23 protein-coding genes, 1 tRNA gene and 1 pseudogene are annotated in these 26,350 nt (G+C 72.1%); 10 read left to right on the forward strand and 15 right to left on the reverse strand.

All coding sequences use genetic code 11. The annotated features are described in order from the left end of the window. Window positions 1-5: 5 nt before the first annotated feature. From mgtE to mbhE, 7 genes are read right to left on the reverse strand one after another with little or no spacing between them, the layout of a single operon-like run. On the reverse strand, window positions 6-1,391 hold the full coding sequence (mgtE, locus tag DPA01S_RS03720) for a magnesium transporter (RefSeq protein ID WP_061914127.1): 1,386 nt from the start codon (window positions 1,389-1,391) through the stop codon (window positions 6-8). 1 nt (window position 1,392) lies between these two features. Then, a complete protein-coding gene (locus tag DPA01S_RS03725) occupies window positions 1,393-1,743 on the reverse strand; it encodes a cation:proton antiporter (RefSeq protein ID WP_063935410.1) in 351 nt (116 codons plus the stop codon). A 5-nt stretch (window positions 1,744-1,748) separates the two neighbouring features. Then, a complete protein-coding gene (locus DPA01S_RS03730; RefSeq protein WP_061227546.1) occupies window positions 1,749-2,021 on the reverse strand; it encodes a monovalent cation/H+ antiporter complex subunit F in 273 nt (90 codons plus the stop codon). Continuing rightward, window positions 2,018-2,350, reverse strand: a complete 333-nt coding sequence (locus DPA01S_RS03735; protein WP_061227545.1) for a Na+/H+ antiporter subunit E — start codon at window positions 2,348-2,350, stop codon at window positions 2,018-2,020. The genes DPA01S_RS03730 and DPA01S_RS03735 overlap by 4 nt, the downstream gene beginning before the upstream one ends. Next, window positions 2,347-3,915, reverse strand: a complete 1,569-nt coding sequence (locus DPA01S_RS03740; protein WP_061227544.1) for a proton-conducting transporter transmembrane domain-containing protein — start codon at window positions 3,913-3,915, stop codon at window positions 2,347-2,349. Before DPA01S_RS03740 ends, DPA01S_RS03735 begins: the two co-directional genes overlap by 4 nt. Beyond that, window positions 3,912-4,244 carry a sodium:proton antiporter gene (locus tag DPA01S_RS03745; protein ID WP_061227543.1) on the reverse strand — a complete coding sequence of 111 codons (333 nt, stop codon included), beginning with the start codon at window positions 4,242-4,244 and terminating at the stop codon, window positions 3,912-3,914. The genes DPA01S_RS03740 and DPA01S_RS03745 overlap by 4 nt, the downstream gene beginning before the upstream one ends. Next, a complete protein-coding gene (mbhE, locus tag DPA01S_RS03750; RefSeq protein WP_061914129.1) occupies window positions 4,241-7,312 on the reverse strand; it encodes a hydrogen gas-evolving membrane-bound hydrogenase subunit E in 3,072 nt (1,023 codons plus the stop codon). Before mbhE ends, DPA01S_RS03745 begins: the two co-directional genes overlap by 4 nt. Before the next feature lie 181 nt (window positions 7,313-7,493). Between mbhE and DPA01S_RS03755 the strand changes: the two genes are divergently transcribed. After that, window positions 7,494-8,966, forward strand: coding sequence for a hypothetical protein (locus tag DPA01S_RS03755; RefSeq protein ID WP_061914132.1), 1,473 nt, complete (start codon window positions 7,494-7,496; stop codon window positions 8,964-8,966). A 56-nt stretch (window positions 8,967-9,022) separates the two neighbouring features. Here DPA01S_RS03755 and DPA01S_RS03760 read toward each other — a convergent pair whose 3' ends face one another. The 4 genes from DPA01S_RS03760 to DPA01S_RS03775 form a co-directional block, all read right to left on the reverse strand. Then, a complete protein-coding gene (locus DPA01S_RS03760; RefSeq protein WP_061914134.1) occupies window positions 9,023-11,113 on the reverse strand; it encodes an acyl-CoA dehydrogenase family protein in 2,091 nt (696 codons plus the stop codon). A 110-nt stretch (window positions 11,114-11,223) separates the two neighbouring features. Continuing rightward, window positions 11,224-11,297, reverse strand: a tRNA-Pro gene (locus tag DPA01S_RS03765). Window positions 11,298-11,349: 52 nt separating this feature from the next. Next, window positions 11,350-12,333 carry a metallophosphoesterase gene (locus DPA01S_RS03770; protein WP_061227539.1) on the reverse strand — a complete coding sequence of 328 codons (984 nt, stop codon included), beginning with the start codon at window positions 12,331-12,333 and terminating at the stop codon, window positions 11,350-11,352. A 62-nt stretch (window positions 12,334-12,395) separates the two neighbouring features. Beyond that, on the reverse strand, window positions 12,396-14,774 hold the full coding sequence (locus DPA01S_RS03775; protein ID WP_061914136.1) for a transglycosylase domain-containing protein: 2,379 nt from the start codon (window positions 14,772-14,774) through the stop codon (window positions 12,396-12,398). A gap of 268 nt (window positions 14,775-15,042) precedes the next feature. Here DPA01S_RS03775 and DPA01S_RS03780 point away from each other — a divergent pair, with 268 nt between their 5' ends. Next, a complete protein-coding gene (locus DPA01S_RS03780) occupies window positions 15,043-15,420 on the forward strand; it encodes a WhiB family transcriptional regulator (RefSeq protein WP_061914138.1) in 378 nt (125 codons plus the stop codon). Window positions 15,421-15,522: 102 nt separating this feature from the next. On the opposite strand, the gene bagB is transcribed toward DPA01S_RS03780, so the two are convergent. Together bagB and bagA are read right to left on the reverse strand one after the other, a co-directional pair. After that, on the reverse strand, window positions 15,523-16,632 hold the full coding sequence (bagB, locus tag DPA01S_RS03785; RefSeq protein ID WP_061914140.1) for an ArsA family ATPase: 1,110 nt from the start codon (window positions 16,630-16,632) through the stop codon (window positions 15,523-15,525). 1 nt (window position 16,633) lies between these two features. Further along, window positions 16,634-17,689, reverse strand: a complete 1,056-nt coding sequence (gene bagA, locus DPA01S_RS03790) for an ATPase BagA (protein WP_106385558.1) — start codon at window positions 17,687-17,689, stop codon at window positions 16,634-16,636. A 65-nt stretch (window positions 17,690-17,754) separates the two neighbouring features. On the opposite strand from bagA, the gene DPA01S_RS16705 reads away from it, so the two are divergent. From DPA01S_RS16705 to DPA01S_RS03805, 4 genes are all read left to right on the forward strand, one after another. After that, window positions 17,755-17,925 (forward strand): DUF4177 domain-containing protein, encoded by a 171-nt coding sequence (locus DPA01S_RS16705; RefSeq protein WP_007629907.1) that lies wholly within the window; start codon window positions 17,755-17,757, stop codon window positions 17,923-17,925. Next, window positions 17,925-18,404 carry a RidA family protein gene (locus tag DPA01S_RS03795; protein ID WP_061914142.1) on the forward strand — a complete coding sequence of 160 codons (480 nt, stop codon included), beginning with the start codon at window positions 17,925-17,927 and terminating at the stop codon, window positions 18,402-18,404. Before DPA01S_RS16705 ends, DPA01S_RS03795 begins: the two co-directional genes overlap by 1 nt. Before the next feature lie 2 nt (window positions 18,405-18,406). After that, entirely contained in the window at window positions 18,407-19,267 is an 861-nt protein-coding gene (locus DPA01S_RS03800; protein ID WP_061914144.1) for an MBL fold metallo-hydrolase, read from the forward strand. Between the two features lie 251 nt (window positions 19,268-19,518). After that, entirely contained in the window at window positions 19,519-20,508 is a 990-nt protein-coding gene (locus DPA01S_RS03805) for a type IV toxin-antitoxin system AbiEi family antitoxin domain-containing protein (RefSeq protein ID WP_061227533.1), read from the forward strand. A 133-nt stretch (window positions 20,509-20,641) separates the two neighbouring features. Here the strand turns inward: DPA01S_RS03805 and DPA01S_RS03810 are convergent, their stop codons facing one another. Then, window positions 20,642-21,346 (reverse strand): Crp/Fnr family transcriptional regulator, encoded by a 705-nt coding sequence (locus DPA01S_RS03810; RefSeq protein ID WP_007629917.1) that lies wholly within the window; start codon window positions 21,344-21,346, stop codon window positions 20,642-20,644. A gap of 324 nt (window positions 21,347-21,670) precedes the next feature. On the opposite strand from DPA01S_RS03810, the gene nth reads away from it, so the two are divergent. The 4 genes and pseudogenes from nth (at window position 21,671) to DPA01S_RS03830 (ending at window position 25,303) form a co-directional block, all read left to right on the forward strand. Then, on the forward strand, window positions 21,671-22,462 hold the full coding sequence (gene nth / locus DPA01S_RS03815; RefSeq protein WP_061227532.1) for an endonuclease III: 792 nt from the start codon (window positions 21,671-21,673) through the stop codon (window positions 22,460-22,462). Further along, on the forward strand, window positions 22,459-23,151 hold the full coding sequence (locus DPA01S_RS03820) for a TlpA family protein disulfide reductase (RefSeq protein WP_007629921.1): 693 nt from the start codon (window positions 22,459-22,461) through the stop codon (window positions 23,149-23,151). The genes nth and DPA01S_RS03820 overlap by 4 nt, the downstream gene beginning before the upstream one ends. 89 nt (window positions 23,152-23,240) lie before the next feature. Then, window positions 23,241-23,906 (forward strand): annotated as a pseudogene (locus DPA01S_RS03825) (NUDIX hydrolase); the annotation flags it as partial. 200 nt (window positions 23,907-24,106) lie between these two features. Further along, the gene (locus DPA01S_RS03830) at window positions 24,107-25,303 is read left to right on the forward strand and encodes a MarP family serine protease (RefSeq protein WP_061227531.1); all 1,197 of its coding nucleotides are present in this window, start codon (window positions 24,107-24,109) and stop codon (window positions 25,301-25,303) included. Window positions 25,304-25,395: 92 nt separating this feature from the next. Here the strand turns inward: DPA01S_RS03830 and DPA01S_RS03835 are convergent, their stop codons facing one another. Then, window positions 25,396-26,265, reverse strand: a complete 870-nt coding sequence (locus tag DPA01S_RS03835) for an alpha/beta fold hydrolase (protein ID WP_174521495.1) — start codon at window positions 26,263-26,265, stop codon at window positions 25,396-25,398. Between the last annotated feature and the right edge of the window lie 85 nt (window positions 26,266-26,350).

The following is a 26,350-nucleotide window of genomic DNA, read 5'->3' on the forward strand; positions in this document are numbered from 1 at the left end:
CCTGCTTACAGGCCCAGGACGGCCCGCGCTATGAGGAAGTACACGACCAGCCCCGTGGCATCGACGAATGTGGTGATGAACGGGTTGGAGAACACGGCCGGGTCCGCGCGGACGGCCTGGGCGAGCAGCGGCATGAGCCCGCCGACCGTCGCGGCGATCGTGCACAACGCTAGCAGAGTGAGCCCGATGACGAGGCCGAGGTCGGCGTCGTAGACGAGCCCGGTGACCGCGAAGCCCACCGCACCCAGGACGAGTCCGAGGGTGAACCCGGCCCGGATCTCCTGGCCGAGCACCCGCAGGGCGTCGCGTGGGCGCACGTCGCCGAGCGCGAGCGCACGGGTGACGGTGGTGGCGGCCTGGTTGCCGGTGTTGCCGCCGGTGCCGATGATGAGCGGGACGAACAACGACAGCGCCACCACCTGCTCGATGGTCGCCTCGAACACCTCGAGGACCTGCACCGTCAGCGCGGCGCCGAACGCCAGCACGAGCAGCCACACGACGCGGGAACGCACCAGCGTCCGCACGGGCGTGGCGAGGTAGGGGCGCCGGAGCGGTTCGGAGCCACCGGCACGTGCGGTGTCCTCGGTCTCGGCGTCCTCGAGGATCCGCAGTGCGTCGTCGAAGGTGAGGATGCCTACCAGCCGGTCCTCGTCATCGACGATCGGGAGGGCGATGAGGCGCTCGTCCGCGGAACGGCGTGCGGCCGCCTCGGCGGATTCGCGGGCGCGTGCGGTGATCGCCGGGTTCATGAGTTCACGCACCGGCGTGCCCGGCTCCGCACGCATGATCGCGCGCAGTCCCACGATCCCCACCAGGCGCCGTTGGTCGTCGGTGACGGGGATCGCGTAGATCGTCTCCGCCTGGTCGATCCGTCGCCGGACCCGCTCGAGGGTCTCGCCGGCGGTGACGTCGGGGTGGGTGGAGACGAACTCCGGGCTCATCCGTCGGCCCACCGAGCCGGTGGGGTAGTCGAGCACCGCCGCGGTGAGCGCCTGCTCGTCGTGGTCGAGCTCCCGCAGGAGCCGCGTGGCCACGTGGGCGGGGAGCTCGTCGACGAGCCCGGCGCGGTCGTCGGGGTCGAGATCGGTGAAGAGCTGGTTGACACGGTCCGCGTGCAGTTCCCGGATCAGCTCGGACTGCAGCGGCGGGTCGAGCGCCTCGAAGACCACCAGGGCGGTGCCCTTGGGCAGGAGCCGGAAGACGACGGCCCGGTCCCTGGCGCCACTGCGCTCGAGGACATCCACGACCAGCGAGGGCGGCAGAGCCTCGACCATCTCGGCCGCGGCGTGCAGATCCCCTGCGCCGATGAGGGCGTCGAGCCGTCGTGCGGCCTCGGCCGGGTCGCGGACGGTCACCGCTCCCGGCGAACGCGCATCATCTGGCCCGGTCATGTCACCCCTCGTCGGCGATGTCGTCGTAGGCGGTCAGCGGGTCGAGCCGGCCGTCGGCGCGGTAGGCGGCCCGGGCCAGGGTGATGGAGGCGACCGTGGTGACGACCACCGTCGCGCCGAGCGCCACCAGTGCCATGAGGGTCGCCATCCAGGTGAACCCGGTGGTCAGCTCGTGCACGTACGCCGACAGGATGAACAGCATCATGCCCAGGCCGGTCGCCACGGACAGGATGTTGATGCGGGTCAGCGCGTCGCCGGCGCGTGACATGGTCACCGCGGCCACCAGGAAACACAGTGACCCGAGCAGGGCCAGGACGCCGATCAGCAGGTCCGTGATCATCGAGGTGTCCATCGCGATCACCGTTGTCCCCGGGAGAGCAACCGCGCGAGCGCGACGGTCGAGAGGATCCCGATGAGGGAGCCGAGCATGACGACGTCCAGCGCCACCGCGGACCCCTGGCGGATGACGAACAGCACGAACAGCGCCACCGCGCAGAAGTAGCTCAGATCGGCCATGACGGCGCGGTTGGCGTCTCCGGGCCCGCGCACGGCCCGGACGGCCGCGACCACCATGCTCGCGACGACGATCACGGTCGACGCCCCCAGAAGAACCGTCAGGAGCGGACTCACGCGTCATCACCTCGCAGGACGGACAGCACCCGGTTCTCCGTCTGACCGAGCAATTCAATCATCTCCTCCCGTGGACCGCCCAGCACCACGTGGACCCACATCTCGTCGTCGCCGATGACCGTCACGAGAGTTCCCGGCGTGACGGTGATGGCCCAGGCCAGCGCGGTGATCTCCACGTCGGTGCGGCAGCGCATGGGGTACCGCACCAGCACCGGGGTGCCGATGGGGCCTGGGGTGACGGCCTCCTTGGCCAGCGCCCACGACGACAGGACGACGTTCCACAGCAGCCAGCCCAGGACGAGCGGGGCGCGGAGCACGCGGCGGATCACGAGGCGCCCCCGATCGTCGACTCCGTCACGGCCTCCGGTCCGTCGAGGACGGCCGTGACGTAGGCGTCGGTGTCGACGAGGCCGGTGACCGCCCGGTCCACCTCGGGCGCGACCGCTCCGTAGCCGAGGAAGAACACCACGGACACGGCGGCGAGTGCACCGCCGGGCACGAGCAGTCCCGCGGGCACGCGGGGAGCCGGGCGGGCTTCATCGCCGTCCTCGTCGCCCTCCTCGTCCTCGTCGCAGGGATCGGCGTCACCCGTGTGTCCGAGCGACGGACCGCCCCACATGGTGCCGCGCCACAGCCGGAGCATGGCGACGAGGCCGATGAGGGAGGCGACGAGGACGACGACGACGGTGACGACCCCCCACGCGCCGCCCGCCCCGAGGGCGGCGTCGACGACCTCGAGCTTGCCGATCAGTCCCGAGGTGGGGGGCAGTCCGACGAGGGCCGCGATCGCGATCACGATGAGGACGGCCAGCGGGCGATCGCGGTACCACAGCCCGGACAGCCCGCCGAGCTGCCCGCTGCGGTAGACGTGCTCGGCGGCGCCGAACAGCATCACCAACGCGCCGATGGTCACCATGTGGTGGATCATGTAGACGATCGCCCCGCCGGGGGCTTGCGCGACGGCCAGGGCGGCGAGGATGACGCCGACGCCCGAGACCATCTGCCACGCGAGGATCTCGCGGACCCCGACCGGGGAGGCCGAGGCGACGGCGCCCCACAAGGTGGTCACGAGCGCGACCACCAGCAGGACCCGCCCCCACGCGGGGTCGAGGTCGAACACGGTCGCCCAGATGCGGATGACCGCGTAGAGGGCGACCTTGGTGTGCAGTGCCGAGAACAGCGCCATGACGCCGGAGGAGGTCCCGGGGTAGGCGCGCGGCAGCCAGCCGTGGACCGGCACGGCACCGGCCTTGATGCAGAGCGCGATCAGCACGACACTCACCGCGGCGGCGACGCGTCCGTCCTCCTGCGCGGCACCTGCGAGTACGGCGAGGTTGACGGTGCCCGCGGACGCGTAGACGAAGCCGACGCCGGCGAGAAGCAGTGTCGAGGTGAGGAGGTTGATGACGACGAACAACCGGCCGACGCCGAGGCGCCGCCACGTGCCCGTCATGGCGATGAGGGCGTACGAGGGCAGCAGCATGACCTCGACGAAGACGAAGAGGTTGAACAGGTCGCCGGTGAGCAGGGCGCCGTTGGCCCCCGCGAGGAGTAGCAGCGCGAGCGGTGCGAAGTAGCGGCTGCGGCCGAACTCCCCGGTGCGGTCACAGAAGATCAACGACGCTAGCGCGACCACGCCCGTGGCGACCAGCATCAGGGCGGTGAAGGTGTCCGAGACGAACGGGATCGCGACGCCGGGGACGAACCCGCCGACCGAGCCGGCGATGACGGGCTCGGATCGGTGTCGCACGAGGAGCGCGACACCCGCCACCGCGGTGGCCGCCGGGACGGTCAGGGTCACGAGTCGGCCGACCGTGCGCGACGGCAGGATCGCGGTCACGGCGGCGGCCATCACCGGGATGGCGGCCAGCAGCGGCAGCAACAGGGCGGTCACGGCGCGGGCTCCTCACCGGTCGGCGGGACGTTGTGGGTGTCGTCGTCGCGACTCACCACGGCGAGGGAGAGCATGAACACGGTCACCGCGAGAGTGATGACGATCGCGGTGAGGACGAAGGCCTGGGGGAGCGGGTCGGCGGAGACGTCGAGCCCGTTGACGCCCTCCAGCGGCTCGGCGCGCCACGCGGCGACCCCGGCGCTGAGGAGCGCGAGGTTGACGGCATGGCTGATGAGCGACAGCCCGAAGACCACGCGGACCATGCCGCGCTGCATCATCAGGTAGACGCCGCCCGCGGTGAGGACGCCGATCATGATCGCGATCGTCACGGGGCGACCTCCTCGACGCCGCGGCCCTCGCCGCGATCCCCGTCACGATCCCGGCCGGGGCTCGCGTCCTGCCGGGCCCGGCGACCGCGCGCGCTCACACGCCGACCGGTGTCGGGCTCATCCGGGCCGGGGACCACCTCGATGGGTGCGCGTCCCGCGCCGAGCGTGTTGAAGGCGGTCATGACCAGGCCGAGCACGCCGGCGAAGACGCCGAGATCGAAGATGAGGGCGCTCGACAGGTGCTGTCCCGCCACGTACCAGTGGGCGGGCTGGAGGAACTGCCCGAGAAAGTAACCACCGATGCCGGTGAGACCCGCCACGACGAGTCCGCCGCCGATGAGCGCGACCGGGGTGGACGGCCGGCTCACCGGGCGGTCCGACTCACGGGCGAGATAGATCAACGCGAACGCGCAGGCGGCGACGAGGGCCGCGATGAACCCGCCGCCGGGCTCGTTGTGGCCGCGCCACAGCAGCATCACGGAGACCACACCGAGGATCGGCGTCACGGCGCGCGCGAGCAGCTTCAGCGGCACGGTGTTGCGGGTGGCGTCCTCCAGCGCCTCCGCCGCGGTCCCGGTGCTCTGCACGGTGCCCGGCAGCGGGTCGGCGGCGGGCGGCGGGTCGATGGCCAGGGCGGTGGCCCGCACCGAGCCGAGGACCCCGAGGATCGCGATGCCGGCGACACCCAGAACGGCGACCTCGCCGAAGGTGTCGAGCGCACGGAACTCCACCAGGATGGTGTTGACGACGTTGCTGCCGCCGGTGATCTCCGGCCCGTTCTCCAGCAGGTACATGCCGACCGGGGACCGCTCGCGGCGTCCGGTGAAGACGAGGACGCCGATGGTGGCCGTGATCCCCGACAGCACGGCCAGGATGATGGCAGCGGTGTTCCGGGGGCGGGAGGCGGCGATGAAATCGCGGGGCAGGCGCCGAAGGACCAGCACGAACATGATGACGGTGAGGGCCTCGACCAGGAGTTGGGTCATGCCGACATCGGGTGCCCCGAGTCCGAAGATCTGGATGGTCACGGCGATGCCGACCGCGGACAGCAGCACGGCCGCGGCGAGCCGGGAGTGGGCGGCGCACAGTCCGAGGACGCCGACGATCACGACGATGAGCAGGACGACGTCGATCGACCTGTCGAGTCCCCCGACGCGCGGGGGGATCGTCGTGCCGGTGGCCAGTGCCCATCCGCCGATCCCGACCGCGTAGACGGTGAGGACGGCCAGCAGCGCGCCGGCGTGACGGGCGGGCGAATCCGACGCGGTGGGCCGGACGAGGGCGCGCCCGGCGCGGGTGACGGCGGAGGTCAGGGACTCCAGCACGGAGGCGCCGGTGAACGGCAGCAGCTCTCGGTCCAGCAGGCGGTCGACCGCGCGGCGGCGCCACACCAGCAAAGCGCCGACCACGAGGATCAGAGCGGTGAGCCCGACCTCGAGGGTGAGCCCGTGCCACAGGACGAAGTGGGCCTCGAAGAGCAGATCCGCCTCGTCGGCGCCGGCGGGCAGGCCGCGGTACTCGGCGAATCCTCGCTCCACCGGCTGCCATCCGAACGGCCCCGCGGCCGCCTTGGCGACGGCGGTCATGGGCGCGTCGAAGATCCCCACCACGAGTGCGAGCGGTAGTCCGATCGCGGCGGGCAGGGCCGCGGGCAGCCACAGGCTGACCGGCGCCTCGTGGACCTCCCCCACGTCCTTCGCGGGACGCGAGGGATCGCGGTAGGCGCCGAGGAACCCGCCCAGCACGATCCGCGCGCAGTAGAGGAAGGTGAGGATCGCCCCGATCACCGCGGCGGCCAGCAGCGCGGTGACCGCGACCGGCTGCCCGCCGGCGACGTCGCCGAACGCGATGAGCATGGACTCCTTGGACACGAAGCCGAGGGTCGGCGGGACGGCGGCCATGGCGGCCGCGCCCAGCACGGTGGCGCCGAACGCCCACGGCATGCGCCGCCACAGCGGGCCCAGGTCGCGGATGTCGCGCGCGCCCGCCTCGTGGTCGATCACGCCGACGAGCATGAACAGGCCGGACTTGAACAGGGCGTGGGCGACGGTGTGCAGCGCGGCGGCGGCGAGCGCCTCCTGCGTTCCCACGCCGATCGCCGCGGTGATCCACCCCAGCTGGCTCACGGTCGAGTAGGCCATGAGCTGCTTGAGGTCGGTCTTCTGCAGCGCGAACACGGCCGCCATCACGGCCGTGCCCATGCCCACGGACACGAGCAGGGCGTTCCAGACGGGGACGTCGTGGAAGGCGGGGGAGAAGCGCATGAACAGGAAGATGCCGGCCTTCACGACCGCCGCGGCGTGGAGATACGCGCTCACGGGGGTCGCCGCGGCCATGGCGTCGGGCAGCCAGAAGTGGAACGGGAACTGCGCGGACTTGGTGAACGCGGCCACCGCGAGCGCCACGGCGACCGCCGCGGTGAACCCGGGATCGGTGTACCAGACGTCGTGGGACAGGGCCTCGGAGATCGAGGTGGTGCCGGTGCGGATCCACATGGCCACGAGCGCGCCCAGCAGCACCAGCCCGCCGACGACCGTCACGGTGAGCGTGCGGAAGGCGGAGGCGTACGCGGGGCGGCCCGAGTTGGCGATCAGCGCGAACGACGCGAGCGACGTGAGCTCCCAGCACACGTACAGCAGCACCATGGAGTCGGTGAGCACGAGTCCCAGCATCGAGACCGTGAACAGGGTCATGAGCTGGAAGAAGCCGTAGTGCTGTGGGCCGCGCGTCCGGGCCCGGCCGTCGCCGTGCGCCTCACCGCCGGACAGGTACGACGACGAGTAGATCAACACCACAGCGCCGATCACCAGCGCGAGCATCGCGAAGAGCAGTCCGGTGGGATCGGCGAACAGGTCCAGGGTCCAGTGGCGGGCCGGCACCCAGGGGATCCGCACCACCTCGGTGGGCATCCCCGACAGGGCCAGCGAGAGCGGCGACAGGAGGGCGAACGCGCCCAGGAGGTAGAGCGCTGCGAGCGGCCATCCCGCACCGCGCCCGAGCCACCTCGTGAGCGGCCACGCGAGAAGCGTAGCCAGGCCGGCCGAGGCGATCGCGAGGACGGGGCTCATGGCTCCTTCCTGCCCGGCGCGGCAGAGGTCGCTGTGCGGTGGCGTGCGGCGATGCGGGCGAACGAGTGCCCGGATCGGGGGTGCGGGACAGGCCAGAGTCTAACACCCCCCTCGGACACCGATACGGGGGCATGCCGAGTGACCTGCGGGAACCCGCACCCCACCGGATTACGATCCGGCCATGACCACCTCGGATTGCCCCTCCGGCCCCTCAGTGGACACCGACGTACTCACCCCGGTCGGCGACCCCCCGTCCGCCCACGAGCCCGGGCCGAGCGGCGCGGCCGATCCCGAGGCCGCACCCGCCCCCGCCCCCGCGCCCGCGGGCGGGCCGGGTCCGCTCCGCCGGCTCGCGGGCCTGGTGCTCGTCATCGCACCCCTGGTGCTCGCCGCGCTGTGGGCGGTGGTCGGCCCGACGCCCCAGCAGGAGGAGGCCGCCCCCGGGGCCGGAGGGCCCCTGCGCTCCGCGCTGTCCGAGGCGTCGGCCAACTCCTCCTTCACCGTCGCCGGCACCGAGCAGCTCCGCTCCGGCTCAGCCGAGCTCGCCGACGGGGCCGGGCAACTCCGCGACGGTTCGGCCGAGCTCGCCGCCGGCATGGAGCAGCTGCAGGCCGGGATGGGCCAGGCCGGCACGGGCGCCGACGAGGTGGCCGGCGGGGTCCGGCAGGTCGTCGGCGCGGTCCGCGGGGTCGCCGTCATCCAGGGGCAGGTCTCCACTGCGATCGAGGACGCCCTGTCCCGTCTCCGGGGGGACGCTCCCGAGGTGGTCCAGGCCCGCAACGCCCTCATCGGCCTGCGAGACCAGCTCTCCGCCCAGGGGCTCGACCAGAACACCCTGAGCAACCTCGACCGGCTCGACTCCGGCGCCGCCGAACTGGCCCGCCAGCTCTCCCAACCCGGGGCGGACCTGCGCGACGGCGTCTACGAGGCCACCCGCGGTGCCCGCGAACTCGCCACCGGGGCGGGGGAACTCTCCACCGGCGCCGACGCCCTGCGCGACGGTGCGGCGAGCGTCGCCGACTCCGCCGGCCGCACCCAGGACGCCATCGGCAGGACCGGGCGCGCGCTGGCCGCCGAACAGGGCGAGGCCGCGCCGGCCGCCGCCGCAGCCGCCGACGACGCCCAGCGGCGAACCTCCGCCGGGATCCTCGGCGTGGCCGCCGCCGCCGTGCTCGGCGCCCTGCTCGTCCAACTCGTCCGCCGGCCCGGCTCGTCGCGCGCCGAGTCCGTCCTGGCCCTGACCCTGCTCACCGCGGGCCTGTCCGCGTGGGCGGTGGCCACCGCGGACGGCCTCTCCGCGGCCGGGGTGGCCGCGGTCGTGGCGGTGGTCGCCCTCGTCGTCGTCGCCTCCTCCGCCCTGTGGAGCGCACTGGTCGCGGTGCTCGGCGCGTGGCCGGGGCGCATCGTGGGGGCCCTCCTCGCCGCCGCGTCGGCCGGCGCGGCTTGGTGGGTATGGGTCGCCGGGGGCGCACCGTCCGCGCTCGTCACGGCGACCTCCGCCACCACCACCGGGCAGGCCACCGCCGCACTCGACGCGCTGATGCTGGCCGGGCCCGCGCCGGTGGCGTGGACCGGCGCGGCGGTGTTGGCGGCGGTCGCGGTGTGCTCGCTGCTCGCGGTACGCCTCGCCGGACGGCCCCGGGCCCGCCGGTAGGTCCCGCGCCGAGGCGGCCCCGGGCCCGCCGCAACGAGAAGAGGGGTCGCGCGAGGTCAGTCGGCCAGACCAGCGACCTCGTGCTCGTCCGCCGGCTCATCGGTCAGCGTGTCCACGCCGCCGTCGGTGAGCATGGGCACGTCGAACACGAACTCGGGGATCGCGAACGCGTCCACCAGCGTCCGAGCGCGACCGGCGAGCTTCGTGCACAGGCGGTTACGGGCTGCCGTGGCCGCCTTGGTGCGCTCCGTGGTCAGGCGGTTGTGCTCGAGGAACCAGCCCTTGTCGGCGTCGACGATGTCCAGCACATACAGGTCGCACAGCATCCCCAGGACCTCCTTGGCCTCCGGGTCCTCGCAGGCGTCCACGGCCTCGGCGAACCGGGCGAACACCCAGCTGTCCATGTGCGCACGGCCAGCCTGCAGCAGGTGATCCTGCGCCGAGTTGAACACCTTGAACGCCGCCGACCCGTCCTGGCCCTGCGCCTTTCGCAGGCGGCGGGCGACCGTCTCCAGCAGGTGCTCCTCGCGGTCGACGAGCAGCTCGAGCTGGTTGCCGCGGTCGAGAAGGTCGGTGTGCTCGCGGTCGGTCACCGCGTCCACCATCTTCTGCCACAGGGTCGACGCCCGGGCCTTCTCCTGCACCACGTCGAACGCGGTGTTCAGCGCGAACGCCACGGTCTCCCGCTGGTCCATGTCCCCGAAGTCGGACGCGTACGCCGACAACAGCTCCTTGCCCACGAGCTGCGTGAGCACCACGTTGTCGCCCTCGAAAGTGGAGAAGACGTCGCAGTCCTTGCGCAGCTCGGTGATGCGGTTCTCGGCCATGTAGCCGGCGCCGCCGCAGGCCAGGCGGGCCTCGGTGATCGTGTCGTTGGCGAACGCCGTGACCGTAGCCTTGATCCCGGCCGCGTGGGTCTCCATCTCGCGGCGCTGCGACTCGTCGAACGACTCCGGGTCCCGCTCGAACCGGTCGAGTTCAGCGATGATCGCGTTCTGTGCGCACGCGTAGGCGAACGCCCGCGCCACCCGCGGCATCAGCCGACGCTGATGCTCGCGGTACTCGAGCAGCGGGATGCCCTTGCCGGTCTCCGGGTGGTTGAACTGGCGGCGGACCAGCGAGTACCGCACGGCCATCGCCAGCGCCGTGCGGGCCGCCGCGCCGGAGGCCGCGCCCACGGACACCCGGCCGCGGATGAGCGTGCCGAGCATGGTGAAGAACCTGGCGCCCACCGACTCGATCGGGGAGGAGTACGTGCCGTTCTCGTCGACGGCGCCGAAGCGGTCGAGCAGCGCCTCGCGCGGCACCCGCACGCCTGAGAACCAGATGCGGCCGTTGTCCACACCCAGCAGGCCACCCTTGTGGCCGTGGTCGGTAGTTCTCACGCCCGGCAGGTCGTTGCCCTGCTCGTCCCGGATCGGCACGAGCAGGCAGTGCACGCCGTGACGCAGCTCCTCGCCGTCCTCGTGGGTGATGAGCTGGGCGAACACGGCGGCCATCCGGCCGTCGCGGGCCGCGTTGCCGATGTAGGCCTTCTCGGCACTGGGGGTGGGCGTGTTGATGACGAACTCGCCGGTCTCCCGGTCGTACGTGGCCGTGGTCTCCAGGTTCTGCACGTCCGAACCGCCGCCGATCTCGGTCATGGCGAAGCAGCCCAGCAGGTCCAGGGACATGACGTCGGGTAGGTACTTCTTACGCGTCTCGGCGTTGCCCAGGTTGGCGATCGCGCCGCCGAACAGGCCCCACTGGACGCCGGCCTTGACCATCAGCGACAGGTCGAGGTGGCCGAGCATCTCGAACGACGTCAGCGCGCCGCCGGTGTCACCCGTGCCACCGTCCTCCTCGCGGAAGCCGAGCTTGGGCATTCCCGAGTCCGCCAGCCGCTGGAGCTGGGCGAGGACGTGGTCGCGATGCTCCTCCATGGTCAGCCCGATCGGGTTGAGCATGTCCGGGGTCATGGAGCCGCGGGTGAACTCGCGCGCGTCCGCCCAGGTCCCGTCGAGGACCTTCTGCAGGGCTGCCGAGAGGACCGCGTCCCCCGCGCCGGTGGTGGTGATGCGGCCGAAATTGGGGTGCACGGGCGCGCCGTTCTCGGACGCGGAATCCCCGGAAGTGGTGGGGCTCTGGACGTCGGTCTCGGAGGTCATGCCACGAGAATACGGAGGGTCGTCCGCTCTGTGCACCGGTAGACCGCCGCCGCGCGGCCGGAAATGAGCGGAGGGCCCGGACCACTGACGTGATCCGGGCCCTCCCATTGTCGGGGTGGCGGGATTTGAACCCACGGCCTCTTCGTCCCGAACGAAGCGCGCTACCAAGCTGCGCCACACCCCGGTCGACAACGAGGATCACTGTAGCGCCCCGTGGCCGGAATCGCGAAACCGGGTCAGGCGGGCTGGGGCACCTTCTCCCGCTGCGGGGTCACCGGAACCTCGGATCCGCCGTCCCCACCACCGGGGACGGCGACCAGTTCGAGCAGCGTGGCCTCCGGCCGGCAGAACGTCCGGATCGGCACATACGGCGAGGTGCCGAGGCCGGCGGACACATGCAGGACCAGGTCCCGGCCCCACGCGGAGAGGCCCTGGGCCCGCGAGCGGTCGATGCCGCAGTTGGTGATGATCGCGCCGGTGGGCAGCCGGATCTGACCGCCGTGGGTGTGCCCCGCCAGGGCCAGGTCGTACCCGTCGGCGTCGAACCGGTCGAGTACGCGCGGCTCGGGCGAGTGGAGCAGCCCGAGCCGCAGATCGAACGCCGGCCCGGCGGGTCCGGCGACCTCGTCGTAGCGGTCGCGGCCGATGTGGGGGTCGTCGACGCCGGCCACCAGCACGCGCCGCCCGTCCACCGCGATCTCGGCGCGGCGGTGGGTGGCGTCGACCCAGCCGCGCTCGGTGAAGGCGGCCTTGAGGTCACGCCACGGCAGGGGCACGGCGGAGTGCTTCTTGGCGCCGAGTCCGATGTAGGACAGGGGGTTCTTGGGCACGGGCGCGAAGTAGTCGTTGGAGCCGAACACGAAGGCGCCGGGTCGGTCGAGCAACGGGCCGAGGGCCTGGACCACCGAGGGCACGGCGCGGTCACTCGAGAGGTTGTCGCCGGTGTTGACCACCATGTCCGGCCGCAGCTCGGCCAGCGAGGAGACGAACTGCTGCTTACGCCTCTGGCCCGGCATCATGTGCAGGTCCGAGATGTGGAGGATGGACAGTGGCTCGGAGCCCGGGGCGAGCAGGGGCAGGGTGTGGCGGCGCAGCGTGAAGGCGTTGCGCTCCCAGCCGCTGGCGTAGACGGTCCCGGCCACGGCGGCGCCGGCGAGGACGGCGGCCGCACGGGCGGGGTAGGTCGGCGAAGCCGGGTTCTTCCGTGGGGGACGACGCATCTTCCCAGACTACCGACGCCGCGCGGCGTCGCCGCCGGACGCGAGCCCCGCGTGTGGCGCGGCTACCGCGGCGGCGAGATGGTGATGGGTGCCAGGCCGGGCACGTTGAGGACCAGGGGCTGGTCGCCGACCGCGGCGCCGGGTCCGGTGGCACCCTGTCCCGAGGCGCCGGAGGTCCCGCCGCCCCCGCCCGATCCGTCGGACACGCGCAGGGTCACCTGGGAGCCGGGGATGCCGGTGCCGCCGTCGAGGCCGATGACCGTGCCGTACGGGCGGCCGGTGCCGGAGACGAACTGGGTGTTGACGGTGAAGCCCGCGTTGGTGAGCAGGGAGGTGGCGGCGGACTGGCTCATGCCCTCCACGTCCGGGGTGCTCTCGCCACTGGTCCCGGCCTCGTAGGCGGGGTCGGGCGCGGGCAACTGGACCGGGCCGTAGACGTCAGCGATGGGGGAGAAGGCCGAGAACCAGGTCTGCGCCGGCTCGAGGCCGCCGAAGAGGTTGCCGTAGGAGCACTGGCGCAGCGGGCTGGTGCACAGCTCGGTGGTGGTGGTGCCGTCGTTGAAGGCGTAGACGGCCGCGGCGTAGTGGTTGGTGAAGCCGAGGAACGCCGAGGAGCGGTTGGCCTCGGTGGTACCGGTCTTGCCGGACATGGGGCGGTTCCAGCCCGCGCCCGCCGCGGCACCCGCGGCGGTGCCGGCGCCGACGGAGTCCTTGGACATGGCGACGGCGAGGGTGTTGGCGAGCCCCTCCTCGACCACCTGCTCACACTGCGGTTCGTTCAGCTCGACGGGCTTTCCGGTCCGGTCGGTGATCGACTCGATGGGGCTGGGAGGGCACCACACGCCGCCGGACGCGAGGGTGGCACCGACGTTGGACAGTTCCAGCGCGTTGACGGCGGTGGGCCCGAGGGTGAACGACCCGAGGTTGTTCTTCTTGATGAACCCGCTGATCGAGTCGCCTCCGGCCGCGGTGCCCTTGCGGTCGTACGAGCGCAAGCCCAGCCGGACGGCCATGTCGACGGTCGGGGCCACGCCGACGTCCTTGATGAGGTTGACGAACGTGGTGTTGGGGGACTGGGCCAGGGCATCGGGCACCCGCAGGGACGCCGGATACGAGCCGGCGTTCTCCACGCAGTACTGGCCGGCCGGGCAGCCCGCGGCGCCGCCGGAGCCCAGGCCCGCCACCTGGACGCGGCGCGGCACCGGCAGGGAGGTGTTGGTGCCCATGCCCTTCTCCATCGCGGCGGCCACGGTGAAGACCTTGAACACCGAGCCCGCGCCGTCGCCGACCAGCGAGAACGGCTGCGGTTGGACGGTCTGGCTGTCGCCCAGTTCGAGGCCGTACTGGCGGCTGGAGGCCATCGCGACGACCTTGTGGGAGTCCTTGCCGGGGCGGACGACGCTCATCACCTCGGCCACACCCTGTGCGGTGGGGTTGCCGTAGGTGTCGACGGCGCGCTGGACGTTGTCCTGCACGGTCGTGTCCAGGGTGGTGCGGATCGTGTAGCCGCCCTGCTCGACCATCTCGCGGCTGAGCCCGTTCTCGTCGAGGTACTGCAGCACGTAGTCGCAGAAGAACCCGCTGTCGCCTGCGGTGATGCACCCTCGCGGCAGGGAGTTGGGCCGCTCGAGCACCCCGAGGGGCTCGGCCATGTACTGCTCGCCCTCGGCGGGGGTGATCGCACCGGTCTGGACCATCGTGTCGATCACCGTGTCGCGGCGCTGCTTGGTGTCCTCGGGATTGGTGAACGGGTTGAACCGGCTGGTGGACTGCACCATGCCCGCGAGCATCGCCGCCTGCGGGACCGTCAGGTCCGCGGCGTCGACCCCGAAGTACGTCTGGGCGGCCGTCTGGACGCCGAACGCGCCGTTGCCGAACGAGACCAGATTGAGGTACTTGGTGAGGATCTCGTCCTTGCTCAGCTCCCCGTCGAGGGTCAGCGCCATCCGGATCTCTTTGATCTTGCGGGCGGGGGTGGTCTCCACGGCGGCACGACGTTCCGCGTCGTTCTCGGCGGAGACGAGGAACTGGTAGTTCTTGACCAACTGCTGGTCGATGGTCGACGCGCCCTGCTCGACCTCTCCGGAGGTGGCGTTGGTCAGGGCCGCCCGGATGGTGCCCCGCCAGTCGACGCCGTTGTGGTCCGCGAATCGTCGGTCCTCGATGGCGATGATCGCGAGCTTCATCTGCGGCGAGATCTCCTCGCTGGGCACCAGCACACGCTGCTGGTCGTAGAGCCACGCGATGGGCTGTCCGCCGGCGTCCGTGACCGTCGAGATCGAGGGCAGGTCGCCCTTGATGAGATCGGCGGACGTCTCGGCCAGGGAGTCGGCCATCTTGTTGGACGCGAGACCGGCCGCGCCCGCGATGGGGAACAGCGAGCCCGCCGCCACCACCCCGGCCGCCACACAGGTCGCGACCAGCTTTCCCAGCGAACTCATAGCCGACACGCGCCCAGAGTACGTGACAGACATCGCCGGACCACCCCGTGAGCGGGGTTCCGGTGTCAACTCTTTACTTCTGTTGTGTGACTGCGGTAACAATATGGGGGAACGCGGGACGTTCCGGACCGAGATGGGGTCGCACTCCTCCGACCCCGGTGCGGGCGCATCGCGTACACAGTGGGCCCGCCGCGCCGGGCGGGCTCAGAAGGCCGGAGGCGTGTGCGGTGAACCCGCCCACGCCTTCACACAGACTAGGGGTTTTTCGATGACGGCTACCCTCCCCGGGACCACCCGCTCCTCCGGTAACGGGGTCCGCCCCGGCTCAAGCAATCCCCTCGGTTCCGAGGAGGTCATCATCGGGGAAGGGCGCCAGGAATGGGTCGCCCAGGCCCGCTGCAGGGACATCGATCCCGACGAGCTGTTCGTCCGCGGGGCCGCTCAGCGCAAGGCCGCCTCCATCTGCCGCCACTGCCCCGTACTCCTGCAGTGCCGGGCGGACGCGCTGGACAACCGCGTCGAGTTCGGCGTGTGGGGCGGGATGACCGAGCGTCAGCGGCGTGCCCTGCTCAAGCAGCATCCCGAGGTGCGGTCCTGGGCCGATTTCTTCGCCCAGCAGCTCGAGCGGCACTCCGCCGCCTACTGAGTCAGCTCGGCCCGGGCTTCGACGCCCCCTCGCGTCGTCGCCCGTAAGACCCCGACCGGCTTCCCGACGCGGCCGGAGCCGATCGGTCCGCCCGGCGACGCCTCAGCCGCAGAGCTGGTCGCCCACCGAGCGAAGCGCCTCGAGGTTGGAGATCTCGAACGGCAGCGACGGCACGCCGACGATCCGCACGTCCGGATGTGTGTCGGTGAACGACTCGAGCAGCCGCAGCTCCTGCTTGGCGGTGCCGGCCCGGTCGGCGTGGATGCGCAGGACCGCCTCGGCCTCCGCGTTCCGGCCGCTCAGCCGGTCGGCGGCCGCGCAGGCCTGCTCGGCGCTCAGGTCGGTCAGCCGCGGGTGGGTCCGGTTCACCACGACTCCCGCGAGCGGCATGCGTTCCTCTGCCAGTCGCTCGGCGAAGTAGGCGGCCTCGCGCAGCGCGGGGCGCTCAGCAGAGGAGACCACGAGGAACTCGGTGCCCTTGCGACGCAGGATCGCCTGGGTGCGGGCCGCGCGCGTGGTGAAGCCGCCGAACGTGGAGTCCAGTGCCACCACGACCTCGGAGGCGTCCTTGAGCATCGATGAGCCCACCACGGCCGACACCCCGCGCATGGCGGTGCTCATCGCGCCGGAGACGAGGCGCCCCACCCCGCGCCCGGGAGTCGAGAGCAGGCGCATGAGTCGGCTGTCGAGGAACGCGCCGAGCCGGCGCGGGGCGTCGAGGAAGTCGAGGGCGTTGCGCGAGGGAGGGGTGTCGACGACGACGAGGTCCCACGCCGAGTCGTCGAGCAGTTGCCCGAGCTTCTCCATGGCCATGTACTCCTGGGTCCCCGCGAACGAGGTGACCATGGTCTTGTAGAAGCGGTTGTCGAGGATGGCGCGCGCGTTCTCTTCGGAGGTGTTGGCCACGACGAGCTCGTCGAACGTGCGCCGCATGTCGAGCATCATCGCGTGCAGCGACCCGGCGTCGGCGGGTGTGTCCGGTCCCAGCCGGACGGGCGCGGGCTCGTTGGAGAGCTCGTCGATCCCGAGGGCCTGCGCGAGGCGGCGGGCCGGGTCGATCGTCAGCACGACCGTGTCGCGGCCGAGTTCGGCGGCCCGCAGCGCGACCGCGGCGGCTGTGGTGGTCTTGCCGACGCCGCCGGCGCCGGTGCACACCACCACGCGGGTCGCGGGGTCGGTGAGCATGGCCGTGATGTCGAGACGACGTGTCATGTCAGTGCACTCCCTGGTCGACGAGGGCGGAGGCGAGGTCGTACAGGTCGGCGACCTCCACCCCGTGGGGCAGGGCCGGCAGGACGAGGGTGGGGCAGGCCGCTGACGTGAGCGTCTCGCCGGCCCGGAGCTGTCCGCGGGCGACACGGGCGTGCTCGATGGCCTGGACCAGCAGCCCCTCGAAGCCCTCGTCGTCGACCTCCACCCCGGTCTCCTCCAGGCCGGCACGCACCGACTCGGCGTCGATGGCTTCCTCGGCGATCCTCTCGAGCGCCTCGTCGTCCAGGTGTCGCGTCTCGGCGCGGTTGATGATCACCTGGCCGACACGCAGGCCGTGGCTCTTGAGCTCGTCGATCGCCTCGAGGGTCTCCTGCACGGGCAGGGACTCCAGCAGCGTCACCAGGTGCACGACCGTCCTCGGCGAGTGGACCAGTTCCGACACGGCCTCGGCCTGGCGCCGGATGGGTCCGCCCCCGCCGGCGAGGTCGGCCATCGCGGTGGTGACGTCGAGGAATTTGCCGATCCGGCCGGTGGGCGGTGCGTCCACGACCACCGCGTCATAGACGACCTCGCGCTTGGCGTGCTCGCGCGTGACGACCTCGTAGATCTTGCCGGTGAGCAACACGTCCTTGAGTCCGGGCGCGATGGTGGTGGCGAACTCGATGGCGCCCACCGACTTCATCACCTTGCCCACCACGCCGAGGCGGTAGAAGGTGTCGAGGTAGTCGAGCATCGCCGCCTCGATGTCGATGGCCAGCGCGAACACTTTGCCGCCTCCGTCGACCCGCGCGACGAGCTCCTCGCTGTACGGCAGCGGTTCGCGGTCGAAGGTCCGGGCGATCCCCTGGCGCTCCTCGACCTCCACCAGCAGTACGCGCTTGCCGGTCGAGGCGAGGGCCAGCGCGAGCGAGGTGGCGACCGTCGTCTTGCCCGTCCCGCCCTTCCCGGACACGTAGTGCAACTCGGCCCGCTCGGAGCTGTCCGACCATCCGGTGGACAGCGCATCGGCGATGGTCGCCCGTGTCGACCGCGTACCTGGGTTCTCAGTGGACGGCATGGCCCCACACTAAGCGCTCACACCACCGCGCGCGGGACGCTCGTCACTTACCTAGAGTGGGGCCCATGAGCGAATCCACCGGAACAGACCGGTTCGAATACGTCACCGTGCCGCTGCTGACGCACGCCACCAAGCAGATCCTCGACCAGTGGGGGAGCGACGGCTGGGAACTGGTCTCCGTGCTGCCCGGCCCGACGGGTGAGCAGCATGTCGCCTACATGAAGCGACGGCTCTGATGTCCGAGTCCGAGTCCGGGGGCTACTGGAGCCGCAAGCTCGAGCAGCTCGGCGTGGAACTGCCGACGGTCGTCCCGCCGGTCGCCAACTACGTCCCCGCCGTCCGGGCGGGCACGTTCGTCTACACCTCGGGCCAGCTGCCCATGGTCGACGGCACGCTGGCCGCCACCGGCAAGGTGGGGGCCGAGGTCGGCCCCGAGCAGGCCGCCGACCTGGCGCGCACGTGCGCACTCAACGCGCTGGCCGCCGTCGACGCGCTCGTCGGCATCGACGCCGTGGTGAAGATCGTCAAGGTCGTCGGCTTCGTCGCCTCGGCGCCCGGCTTCAACGGGCAGCCCGCGGTGGTCAACGGTGCGTCCGACGTTCTCGGTGAGCTCTTCGGCGACGCCGGCGTCCACGCCCGCTCGGCCGTCGGCGTCTCCGAGCTGCCGCTCGACGCGCCCGTCGAGGTCGAGCTGGTCGTCGAGGTCGAGGTCTAGCCATGTCCGCAGGACTGACCCCGATCAGTTTCCCGGCGTACGAGACGCTCCGGCCCGTCACGGACCTGTCCGGGGTCATCCTCTGCGACAACCCCTCCGAGATGACCTTCGAGGGGACCAACACGGTCGTCCTGCGGGCCCCCGGGTCGCCCACCTGCGTGGTGGTGGATCCCGGGCCCGACGACCGCGCGCACGCCGAGCGGATCGCGGCGATCGTGGGGGAGATCGAGCTCGTCGTCGTCACCCATCGCCACGGTGACCACACCGACGGCATCGATCACCTGCGCGCCTTCACCACCGCCCCCGTCCGGGCCGTCGATGAACGGTTCTGTCGCGACGCCGCACCGTTGGTGACGGACGGCGACGACGACGAGGTGATCCACGCCGCCGGACTGGACATCACCGTGGTGGGCACGCCGGGGCACACGGCCGATTCGGTCAGCCTCGAGGTGCGGCCCGCGGGCGCCGGGTTCACCGCCCGGCCGGACTGCGTGGTCCTCGGTGACACGATCCTCGGCAGGGATTCGACCGTGCTCGACTCGACCGACGGCGATCTCGGCGACTACCTGGGCAGCATGGATCTGCTCGCCGCGCGGGCCGACGGTGTGATCGGCATCCCCGGCCACGGGCCCGACGTCGAGAACACCGGCCGTGCCGCCCAGGTTCTCGGGCAGCACCGGCGCGATCGACTCGAGCAGATCGTCGCCGCGCGGGCCGAGCTGGGCCGCGACGCCTCCGCCGGGGCGATCACGCAGCACATCTACCGCGACGTGTCGCCGTTCCTGCTCAAGGTGGCCGAGCAGTCGACCACGGTGGCGCTGCGCTACCTCGACCGCCTCGACCGCCCTGACGCGGAGGCCTGAGCCGGGCCGGCCTGCCCGGGGCGCCGGCCCGGCCTGCCCCACCCCCTCCCGGATCCGCTACCCGCCCTCCGGATCCGCTACCCGCACAGGAGTAGCGGATCCCCAGTGGGAGTAGCGGATCTCGGGGAGGGCGGGGTGATGGGCCGGGGTGTCGACCCGCGTTGTCCACAGGGCCGGGCGTCTCCACAGGAGGCCGGCCCGCGAGGTCCTGAACCGCCGGGACGTGGCGACACCGGCGGGACGATGTCCGCATGAACACCTCGACACCCGCCCGGAACCGCCCCACCCGCCTGTCGACGTACGCCGATCTGGCGAGGGGCGGCCTGACCCACGCCGACATCGCACGGCTGATCGCGAACGGCGAGCTCAGACGTGTCCGCACCGGGGTCTACGCTCACGCCGCGGACGACGCCGGCCCGGACGGCCGATCGCCCGGTGAACCCGCCTATGAGCGGCGTCGCCGGGTGTTCGTCGAACGCACGGCGGCCGCAGCGCGAGCGGTGGAACCGGGGACGGTCTTCTCCCACGCCTCGGCGCTGGCCCTGCACGGGCTACCGCTCCACGGGATGGTGCTCGATCGTCCCACCGCCACTCGTCACCGCGCGGGCGGCGGGAGTCGTCGCAGCTCCGCGCTCATCGTCGCGAACCTGCCGCTCGACGGGGTGGTGCAAATGCTCGACGGCATACCGGTGACCTCGCCGGCCCGGACGATCGTCGACGTGGCCCGGACGTCCGGGTTGGAGAGCGGGGTGTGCGCGGCGGACCAGGCCATCCGCCGAGGCCTCTGCACCCGGTTCGACCTGCAGGTGGAGGCCGAGGCGGCGAAGGGGAGAACGGGCGTCTCCCGGGCGCGGGCCCTGCCCGAGCGGACCTCCGGGCTGGCCGAGTCGGTGCTGGAGACGCTGATCCGGCTCATCCTGGTGATGGCGGGGCTGCCGGAGCCCGAGCTGCAGGTGCGGCTGGCGGTGCGCGGAGGCAAGAGGTTCCGGGTGGACTTCTTCTGGCCGCAGTGGCGCCTGATCGGCGAGGCGGACGGCTTCGGCAAGTACGGGACGGAACCGGAGGAGATCCGCCGGAACTGGGCTGCCGAGCGGCGCAGGCAGGCCCAGTTGGAGGACGCCGGATACGTGGTGATCCGGTGGACGTGGGCGGACCTGCAGGATCCCCGGGCGATCGTCCGTCGAGTCCGTGAGGAGATGTGGCGGCAGGAACGACTCGGGCTCGGCCCGAACTCTGCTTGATCGAGAAAATCCGCTACTCCGACCCGGGATCCGCTACCCATGTCGGGGTAGCGGATCCGGAGTCCGGGTAGCGGATTTCGGATGGGGTCCGGGGTGGGCCGCGACGGGTGGGGCTGAGCCGGCCCGACCAGCGTCAGCGGGCGCGGCGGGCCAGGCGCTCGGTGTCCGAGATGATGACGCTCTTGCCCTCGAGCCGCAGCCAGCCGCGGTGCGCGAACTCGGCCAGCGCCTTGTTCACCGTCTCGCGGGAGGCGCCGACGAGCTGGGCGATCTCCTCCTGCGTGAGGTCGTGCGTCACGCGGATGTTGCCGCCCTCCTGCGTGCCGAAGCGCTGCGCCAGCTGGAGCAGGGCCTTGGCCACGCGACCGGGGACGTCGGTGAAGATGAGGTCGGCCAGGTTGTTGTTGGTGCGGCGCAGGCGGCGGGCCAACACGCGCAGCAGCTGGTCGGAGATCTCGGGCCGCTCGGCGATCCACCGCTTGAGGGCGGAGCGGTCCATGGCCTGGACGGTGACGTCGGTGACGCACACGGCCGACGAGGTCCGCGGACCCGGGTCGAAGATCGACAGCTCACCGAACATGTCCGACGGGCCGAGGATGGACAGCAGGTTCTCGCGGCCGTCGGGCGCCTTGCGGGACAGCTTCACCTTCCCGGAGGTGACGATGTACAGGCTGTCGCCCTGCTCGCCCTCGCGGATGATCACGTCACCCTTCGAGTACTCCTCGCGGGTCAGATCGTCACGCAGAGCGGAGACCGCCGCGGGCTCCACACCCTGGAAGATTCCGGCACTGGTGAGGACGTCGTCGGCAGACTGGTCCGTGCGGCGATCAATCGTCACAGTCTGTGACCCTCCGTTCGGGCGGGGACATGCTCGTCCGCGCCATGGCGTGCGTGTGGCGAAAGCCACTGTAGTCGTTCACGCGTCGAGATGTGGTCGACGCGCGGTCAGCGGGATGGTTCAGGCGTCGATCTGCTCGGGTTCGTCGAGGATCGCGTTCTCGAATCGGTCCATGAGAAGCGCGAACCCGGCGAGGAGCACCGGCACGAGGACGACGAGGATTCCCTGCATGCCCATGATTATCCACCGCCGACCGCGTGGGTGCACACGTGCCCGTCCGGAGCGGCGCGGCGCCGTGTGCGCGCGGAGCCGTAATGTGGACTCATGCCCGACCCCGCTCCAGCCGTGAAGCGCCGCAGACGAGGGGTGGCCGCGAGGGGGGTGGAAACCGACCTCGGGCGCACCCGGCGCGCCAGGCGCATGCTGCGCACTCTCGAGAAGGCGTTCCCGCACGTCTACTGCGAGCTCGACTTCACCACCCCCCTCGAACTCTCCGTCGCCACCATCCTGTCGGCCCAGTGCACGGACAAGCGCGTCAACGAGGTCACCCCGGCGCTGTTCGCCCGCTACAAGACGGCCGCGGACTACGCGGGATCGGATCGCGAGGAGCTGGAGGAGTTCATCCGCCCGACGGGCTTCTACCGCAACAAGGCGCGCAGCATCCAGGGCCTCGGCGCGGCCCTGGTGGAGAGGTACGACGGCGAGGTGCCGCAGCGGCTCGAGGACCTGGTCACCCTCCCGGGATTCGGGCGTAAAACCGCGAACGTGGTGCTGGGCAACGCTTTCGGCATCCCGGGGCTGCCCGTCGACACTCACTTCATCCGGCTTGTGAACCGCTGGAAGTGGACCGATGCCACCGACGCGGTCCGCATCGAGCGCGAGGTGTCGCAGATGCTGCCCCGGGCCTCCTGGACCGACGCCAGTCACCGGATCATCTTCCACGGCCGCCGGGTGTGCCACGCGCGGACCGCGGCCTGCGGGGCGTGTGTCCTGGCCGACGACTGCCCGTCCGCGGGCGAGGCCGGCCCGCTCGATCCGGCCGCGGCCGCCCGCCTCGTGGCGGGACCCGAGCGTGATCACCTCCTCGAGCTGGTGGGACTGGGGGAATACGCGTGAGTGCCTCCACCCGGTGGTCGCTGGTCGCGCTCGTGGCGCTGGTCGGCGTCGTCGTCGCCCTCCTCACCACCTTCGGTGACTCCGGCGACGGTTCCGGTGACCCCACCGCCGCCCCCACCGTTCCCCCCGCCGGTGCCCCCGGGGCGCCGCCGATCGGAGGCCCGCCCGCGGACGAGCCACACACGGTCGTGGACGCCGGGACCCGCGCCACCGCCGACCTGCCGGCCTGCCGCGACAGCGCCGCGCCCGCCACCACGACCGGCCCCGTCGCCGGCCTCATGGTGCGGTGTATGGACGACGGCTCCACCACCACGCTCGGCAAGATCCAGGCCGGCAAGCCCATGGTCGTCAACATGTGGGCCTACTGGTGCGAGCCGTGCCGACGCGAGCTGCCCGCGATCCAGGACGCGGCCGCCACGCTCGGTGACGACGTCCGGGTGGTCATCTCGCACACCGACCCGTCCGAGACCAAGGGCTTCGACACCCTCGGCGCGCTCGGTATCGACGAACTCGTGTCGGTCTCCGACCACGACGAGGAGCTCCCCACCGTGCTCGGCGCGCCGCCCGTCCTGCCGCTCACCCTCTTCGTACGGGCCGACGGGACGGTCGCCCACGTGCTGGTGCAGCCCATGGACAGCGAACAGGACGTGCTGGACGCCGTCGCCGAGCACCTGGGGGTGACCGCGTGAGCGAGACCGCGAACGACCCGGCGAGCCGTCGCGTGCCCCGTCCCGGTGACATCACCGGCGTCCCGCATCCGGGGTGGATGGACCCGCTGATGTCGGCGTGCACCGACGGCAGCTTCGACGGGCTGCTGCCCCAGCGCAAGCCGCCCGCCCATCGCGGGCCCAACGAGGTCGGCCGCCCGCACCGCGACGCCGCCGTGTTGGTGCTGCTGTCCGGCTCGCCCGACGCGCCGGGACCCCTACCGCCCGAGGACGCGCGGGTCCTGCTCACCCATCGCGCGCCGACCCTGCGCAACCACTCCGGACAGATCTCCTTCCCGGGCGGCGGGGTCGACGACACGGACAGCGGTCCCGTCGAGGCCGCCCTGCGCGAGGCGTGGGAGGAGACCGGCCTGGACCCGGCCGGCGTCGACGTCCTGGCGGTGCTGCCCGAGCTGTACATCCCCGTGTCCAACTACTCGGTCGCGCCCGTGCTGGGGTACTGGCGTGAGCCGATGGAGGTCGGAGTGGTGGACCCGGGCGAGACCGCGCGCGTGATGACCGTCCCGGTGGGCGAGCTGCTCGACCCGGCCAACCGCTTCCTGCTGCGGCACACCACCGGCTGGACCGGTCCCGCGTTCCAGCACGACGATCTGGTGGTGTGGGGCTTCACCGCCGGAATCCTCGCCGCGATGTTCCACTCCGCCGGCTGGGATCTGGAGTGGGACACCGACGACATCCGCGATCTCGAGAAGACCCTCGCCGCGTCCGGCAACGGCGAACAGCACCGCATGTCGGCCGAGGAGGCCCGCCGCGAGTCCGCTGATCCGCTGGCCGACCACACCGTCGCCGGCGTGCCCGGACTGAGCGCCGGAGCCGACACCGCCGAGCCCGCGGACACCCGTGACGCCGGTGACGCGGCACCCGACGGCGAGGAGCCCCTCGACCTGCCCGCCGACAATCCGCGGAGGGGGCTTCGGTGACGGGGTCGCAGTGGCTCGACCTCGCCCTGTTCGCCCTGGCCGCCGCCGCTGCGATCTCCGGCTGGATCAACGGCGCCGCCGCCTCCGGGTTCGCCCTCCTCGGCGTGGGGATCGGCGCGACCTCCGGGTTGCTGGTGGCTCCACACCTGGTGCGCGAGGTCGACGAGCCCCTGGGCCGCCTGGTGGCCGGACTGGCGATCATCGCCGTGATGGTCATCATCGGGCAGGTCGCCGGGGTGACGATCGGTCGGGCCGCCCGGCGCTACATCTCCGGCACCGGCGCGAGGCTTCTCGACAGCACCCTGGGCGCGGTGTTCCAGTCCGCCGCCATGCTGCTGGTGGCATGGCTGGTCGCCGTGCCCATCGCCGCCCAGGAGGGCCCCGGGCCCGGCAAGGCGGTGCGGGGCTCGACGGTGCTGGCCAAGATCGACGACGTCGCACCCGAGCAGCTGCAGCGCATCCCGGCGGCGTTCACCCAGGTCCTCGGCACGACCGGGTTCCCGGACATCCTCGGCCCGTTCGGCACCACCCCGCTCCAGGAGGTCCCGCCGCCCGACCCGGTGCTGGCGGGATCGGAGGTCGTGGCGCGGGTGAAGCCGTCGGTGCTGAAGATCCGCGGCCGCGCCGAGTCGTGTAGTCGGGCCCTGGAGGGCTCCGGCTTCGTGGCCGCCCCGGGCCTGGTCATGACCAACGCGCACGTGGTGGCCGGCACCGGCTCGGTCACCGTGGTCGCCGGCGACGGCGAACTCGACGGCGAGGTCGTGGTCTACGACTCCTCGGTGGACGTGGCAGTGCTGCGCGTGCCCGGGCTGCAGGCGCCGGTCCTGCCCTTCGCCGAGAACCGCGCCCGTACCGGCGACGACGCGATCGTCGTGGGCTATCCCGGCAACGGTCCCTACCGGCCGGACGCGGCCCGGATCCGCGAGCGGGTGACCCTGCGCGGACCCGACATCTACCGTCAGCAGACCGTGGAGCGCGAGGTCTACATCCTGCGGGGCAGCGTCCGCGAGGGGAACTCCGGCGGCCCGCTGATCACACCCGACGGGAAGGTCGTGGGCGTGGTGTTCGGTGCCGCGATGGACGCCGCCGACACGGGTTACGCGCTCACCGTCGAGCAGGTCCTGCCGCAGCTGCAGGCGGCGGTCGACGCGCCGGGCGCGGTGCCGACCGGCCCCTGCGTCGGCGTCCGCTGACCGGACCGGGGCCCCGCAGCGCCGGGGGTCCGGTACCCGCCGTCGGTGGGGGCCGGTGCCTGCTGTGCGCGGGCGGCGCGGGGCGGCCCCGGTCAGGCCGGGGTGACGCGGCGCGCGAAGTCGACGATGAGGCGGGACGTCTCCGCCGGGGCCTCCATGGCCGGGAACTGACCAGCGCCAGGGACGAGCGCGGTGGTGAAGTCGCCGGCCCAGGCCGAGGACGCGCGGACGGTCGCCGGCAGGATGAAGCGGTCCTCGGCACCGCTGATGCCGAGCACGGGCTGCGGCAGAACGCCGGAGACCGCGCGGCGGAAATCGCGCCCGTCCGGCCGGAGCTGGCTGCGCACCATCCAGCGGCGGCTCTCCAGCGACAGGTGGGCCACCTTGGGGATGAGCATCGCCCGCCGGAGCAGGTCGACGGTCTCGCGGAAGTCGTCGGTGCCCGGCCACGCGGGGCCCGAGCGGCTGCGCAGCATCTCCTCGACGTCCGCGGCCCCGTCGCGGGTGAGGCGCCTCTCGGGCAGGCGCGGAAACTGGTCCGCGAGTAGGCGGGGCACGAGCGCCCGCCGTTGGTGTCGGTCGAACAGTGCGGCGCGACGCGTGGCGAGCGGGTGGGGGGACCCGACGACGACTAGGCCCCGCACCGCGCGGGGCCGGCGGTACGCGGCGGTCCACGCGTAGAAGCCGCCCTCGCCCTGTCCGACGATCACGGCCGAGGAATGGCCGAGCGCCCGCACGAGATTCGTGATGTCGGACGCGAGGGTCCAGGCGTCGTATCCGCGCGGCGGTTTGTCGGAGTCGCCGTGGCCGCGCAGGTCGACGGCGACGGCGTGGAAGCCCGCCTCCGCCAGCGCGAGCATGGGCGTGCGCATCGTCCACCAGATTCCGCCGAGGCCGTGGACGAGCAGGACCAGCGGCGGAAACTCCCCGGCGACGGCGTCTGCGGGGAGCGCCTCGGCCACGTGCAGGCGGATGCCGTTGGCCGAGACGTCACGATGCCGCCACGACCCGTCGATCCTGACGATCGACGGGTCGGGCGGCCTGTGA

The organism is Dietzia papillomatosis NBRC 105045 (assembly GCF_001570845.1).
Lineage (GTDB): Bacteria > Actinomycetota > Actinomycetes > Mycobacteriales > Mycobacteriaceae > Dietzia > Dietzia cinnamea.

Coding starts and splice junctions, on each gene's coding strand:
- DPA01S_RS03805 (WP_061227533.1), top strand. CDS start 19,519: ATGAACACCTCGACACCCGCCCGGAACCGCCCCACCCGCCTGTCGACG.
- DPA01S_RS03775 (WP_061914136.1), bottom strand. CDS start 14,774: ATGAGTTCGCTGGGAAAGCTGGTCGCGACCTGTGTGGCGGCCGGGGTG.
- DPA01S_RS03725 (WP_063935410.1), bottom strand. CDS start 1,743: ATGGACACCTCGATGATCACGGACCTGCTGATCGGCGTCCTGGCCCTG.
- DPA01S_RS03770 (WP_061227539.1), bottom strand. CDS start 12,333: ATGCGTCGTCCCCCACGGAAGAACCCGGCTTCGCCGACCTACCCCGCC.
- bagB (WP_061914140.1), bottom strand. CDS start 16,632: ATGACACGTCGTCTCGACATCACGGCCATGCTCACCGACCCCGCGACC.
- nth (WP_061227532.1), top strand. CDS start 21,671: ATGCCCGACCCCGCTCCAGCCGTGAAGCGCCGCAGACGAGGGGTGGCC.
- DPA01S_RS03755 (WP_061914132.1), top strand. CDS start 7,494: ATGACCACCTCGGATTGCCCCTCCGGCCCCTCAGTGGACACCGACGTA.
- DPA01S_RS03780 (WP_061914138.1), top strand. CDS start 15,043: ATGACGGCTACCCTCCCCGGGACCACCCGCTCCTCCGGTAACGGGGTC.
- bagA (WP_106385558.1), bottom strand. CDS start 17,689: ATGCCGTCCACTGAGAACCCAGGTACGCGGTCGACACGGGCGACCATC.
- mbhE (WP_061914129.1), bottom strand. CDS start 7,312: ATGAGCCCCGTCCTCGCGATCGCCTCGGCCGGCCTGGCTACGCTTCTC.
- DPA01S_RS03760 (WP_061914134.1), bottom strand. CDS start 11,113: ATGACCTCCGAGACCGACGTCCAGAGCCCCACCACTTCCGGGGATTCC.
- DPA01S_RS03795 (WP_061914142.1), top strand. CDS start 17,925: ATGTCCGAGTCCGAGTCCGGGGGCTACTGGAGCCGCAAGCTCGAGCAG.
- DPA01S_RS03800 (WP_061914144.1), top strand. CDS start 18,407: ATGTCCGCAGGACTGACCCCGATCAGTTTCCCGGCGTACGAGACGCTC.
- DPA01S_RS16705 (WP_007629907.1), top strand. CDS start 17,755: ATGAGCGAATCCACCGGAACAGACCGGTTCGAATACGTCACCGTGCCG.
- mgtE (WP_061914127.1), bottom strand. CDS start 1,391: ATGACCGGGCCAGATGATGCGCGTTCGCCGGGAGCGGTGACCGTCCGC.